Here is a 3,675-nt window from a genome sequence, read left to right as displayed (position 1 = left end):
CAGCAGAGTCCTTTAATGCCAAAATAAAAGCCTTTAGAGCACAATTTAGAGGTGTGAAGAATACTGAATTTTTCCTATTTAGACTATCCAGAATTTTTGCGTAGTCCCCAACTTTTAGGAATGATCCTTTGTTCACCAGATTGGGTGAATTCAGGTGAATACAAACGATATTAAATGCTATGAATAAAAACAAAAAACACTGAAAATCAATAGATTAATAATGCTTTTGATGTTGAAAAGTCGGGGTAGCAGGACTCCAGGTGAACTTCTATTACCTCTTTTAAAGTTTTTTGAAAGCCTAAAGGAAAGCAATAAAATGGATGATGATGAAATGTTCTTTATCAACTATTTTTAAAGGGTGGGGCATTTTGTTAAAATAAAGCACAAAATATTTATCTTGAATGGTGCTCCTCAAGCCAATTTCGATAGCTATGTAAGGCCTCTTAGTTTAGACCCTGAAAACCAAGTTTTAGCGGCAAAACAAAATAATTACAATACAAAACTTCAAAGACTTGAAAACTTAAAAACAAAAATTGGCAATAAATTTTGTAGCCGTCCGCTGTGGTGGGATAGACGGATGGTATAATGAAGAAAAATTGGGATCGGAGGGAATTCCTGATCAAGTTAAAGTAATGCTAAAGCAGCTAACAGCTGTAACTGTACAGGGTCAATTTGTATTTTTGTAGGGCGACAATAGCAAACTGCCTTTGTAGGTAGACAGGCTTACAAGGGATTGGATGAATACCTTATATCATATTTCGGCTCTCGGCGCAAGCCCTTCGATAAACTCAGAACAGACGTCGCGATATTTCAGAGAAGGAAGTTATTTTATAGGAACGAAAAAAGGTTTCTTCCAAAAAAGGAATCGAAAAATTAGAAAAGTAAAGATGAAAGAAGCATTAATAGAATTATTCCGTCAGGATTTAAATCGGCTCAAACAGGAGATTGAATTATACAATAACGAATCAGCCTTATGGAAAACTGAACATTCTATAAAAAATTCAGGGGGGAATTTATGCCTGCACATCATCGGAAATCTGAAAACCTTTATTGGGAATGGGTTAGCCGAAATTGGATATGTCAGACAAAGGGATCTTGAATTTTCCGCTAAAGATGTTGATAGAGCTAAAATGTATGCAGAAATAGATGAAACCATTGAGATCGTAAGTCAGGCAATAGGTAAGTTAAAAGAAGATCAAATAAAAGGGGATTTTCCGATGCTAATTGGCGGAAAAGAAGCAGGAATGGCATTTACTTTAATACGTTTACACGCGCATTTAAACTATCATTTAGGGCAAATAAATTACCATAGAAGGATTTTGGATAAAAACTAGGGTATTACTGCGTTTATCCCATACGTTGGTGACAAACCGGAAAAAAATGATCAGAATGAAAAAAATAGGACTTATCGGCGGAATGAGCTGGGAGTCGTCCCTGGTGTATTACAAGATCATCAATGAAAAAACACGTGATATCTTAGGTGGTTTCCATTCTTCAAGGTGTATTTTGGAATCTGTTGATTTCGCTGAAATCGAAGACCTTCAACATAAAAGTGACTGGGAGGCTTTAACTAAAATCATGATCCAATGCGCAAGGAAACTGGAAAATGCCGGGGCCGATATGATTGTGATATGCACTAACACCATGCATTTATGCAGTGAGGAAATTGTAAAAAACACTAATATCCCATTCCTGCATATCGCTTCAGCAACGGGAAAAAAGATCAAAGAACAGAAGATCAAAAAGGTCTTATTACTGGGAACAAAATTTACCATGGAAAAAGATTTCTTCAGGAATTTGCTCCGTACTGATTTTGATGTTGAAACCATAATACCTGACAAAAAGAGCAGGGAAACAGTACATCAAATAATATATGAAGAACTCGTTCATGGAGAAATAAATCCTGGATCAAAACAAGCATTTCAGGATATTATCAATAATGGCATCAATCATGGAGCGGAAGGAGTTATTTTAGGCTGCACGGAAATACCATTACTGATTCAGAGCAGTGATGTGAATGTTCCGGTTTTTGATACAACAAGGATACATGCCGAAAGCGCTGTGGAATTTGCTTTGGGAAAATAGTAAACTTCTTGTGCTTCCTCTTTTTTCTGGATATCCAGGTTCATTATTATAAATACGTCGTCATTCATGATACAAAAATTTATCTTTTTTATATTCTTGTTTTCATCTGCCCTGGGCTTCGCCCAAAAACTGAAATTTAATCCGGAAGAAAATCACCCTTATGCATTTGAGACCGAAGCTATTGTTTTTGAACAGGCTATATTCGAACTGGCGCTTAAGACCGATGTGGAAATCACTTTTTTAAAGAAAAACAAGGGCATCAGCGTAAAACTGAACAGGGCCCAGGTAAAAGGATCATCGCACGCACTGGATACCCGAAATCTTGAAAAGGAGGGAAAAAAAGACAGTGCCCGGATGAAAGCGATCATGTCCGAACCCTTTATTTTTAAGCCTGAAAACGGAAAACTGAACCTGGTAAGCCATACGGACATAAAGTATTTTGATAAGCCCCGGGAGGTTATAAAAACTTTCGGAAAGTACTACAACCCGGAATACAATGAATTTTACAAGGACATTGTGCTGAAAAAAGGGTATTCGTGGAGTGTTACCGGTGCCGGGGCAGATAAGATCACAGGCTTGGGGGACGGGTCTGTAACCTTTCATTATACCGTCAGGGATATCAATAATAAAGAGGTGGTCGTCTATGGAAAAGGCATTGCGGAAGAACAACAGCAGACAACCAATATTGCGGTTAAATATGTGCTGGACAAAGAAACAGGAATACCGCTTTACACCAAATTAATAACCTACGGAGATAATAACAGATGTGTTTTACTGATAAGCAAGGCCAAAGATTATCAGGCACCGAGCGCCCTTGAGGAATTTATGCCTATTGAAAACACTTTATTGGTTAAAAGTTATAAGAAATCCAATGCATTCAAATCTGTAGAATACAGTTATAAAAAACGCCCTTTAATAACCAGCAGGGATAAGCTGGAACAACTTGTTAAACAATGCACGGACAGCCTGAAAACAAGTATTTCCTGGGCTAAAAGCATGTATTCCCTCTCCGGATTCGGAGATACAGGCAAAAATATCGGGATTGTGGACTCCCTTTTGATTGGAGCGTATTCCAAGGTGAATCATATTTATTTTTACGACAGGGACGGATTCCCTGTTTTTGAACTAAAACGAGACAGGAATGTAAAATACAACACTCCTTTATTTATAGGGCCCTACTATACCAATTTATACCAGAAGCCACTGGACATCACAAAAATCGAGATCGACATGACTACATTTACGCCCACGAAAAGAAAAACGATCAGCCACACCTCGGATACCGACAATTCCGATTACAATTTTAAAATCTCCGACAGTAGTGTTGTCATAGACTTAAAAAAATTTATAAATATTGATTACCAATCTTTTAGGTTTTATGATCGGGAAGGGAACGAATTAACCCCAAAATGGATCCCCAATTATAAATACGGAAGGATCATTACCGATAACGAAGCTTTTACGCAAGAAGTTTTAGAACAGGTGCCGGGTGAGAAAAAAGAAACCCTATACGATGTGAAATTTTTTGTGGACCATGTTTCAAAGGTGACTTTTGACATCCTGACAGACGATTTGGAATTCAGGCATCAA

The 3,675-nt window shown here is 37.5% G+C and carries 3 protein-coding genes; all 3 read left to right on the top strand.

What is annotated here, in order from left to right; genetic code table 11:
* Positions 1-887 precede the first annotated feature (887 nt).
* Positions 888-1,334: a DUF1572 family protein gene (locus tag KN811_RS21670; protein ID WP_187967764.1), complete on the top strand. Its 447-nt coding sequence runs from the start codon at positions 888-890 to the stop codon at positions 1,332-1,334.
* 55 nt (positions 1,335-1,389) lie between these two features.
* Positions 1,390-2,085, top strand: coding sequence for an aspartate/glutamate racemase family protein (locus KN811_RS21665; RefSeq protein WP_187967765.1), 696 nt, complete (start codon positions 1,390-1,392; stop codon positions 2,083-2,085).
* Positions 2,086-2,151: 66 nt separating this feature from the next.
* Positions 2,152-3,675: hypothetical protein (locus KN811_RS21660; protein ID WP_216335039.1), on the top strand; the 1,524-nt coding region annotated here is incomplete at its 3' end.

The sequence above is a fragment of the Sinomicrobium weinanense genome (assembly GCF_018863395.1).
In the GTDB taxonomy this organism is placed as follows: domain Bacteria; phylum Bacteroidota; class Bacteroidia; order Flavobacteriales; family Flavobacteriaceae; genus Sinomicrobium; species Sinomicrobium weinanense.
This window is presented reverse-complemented; position numbering and strand designations above follow the sequence as displayed.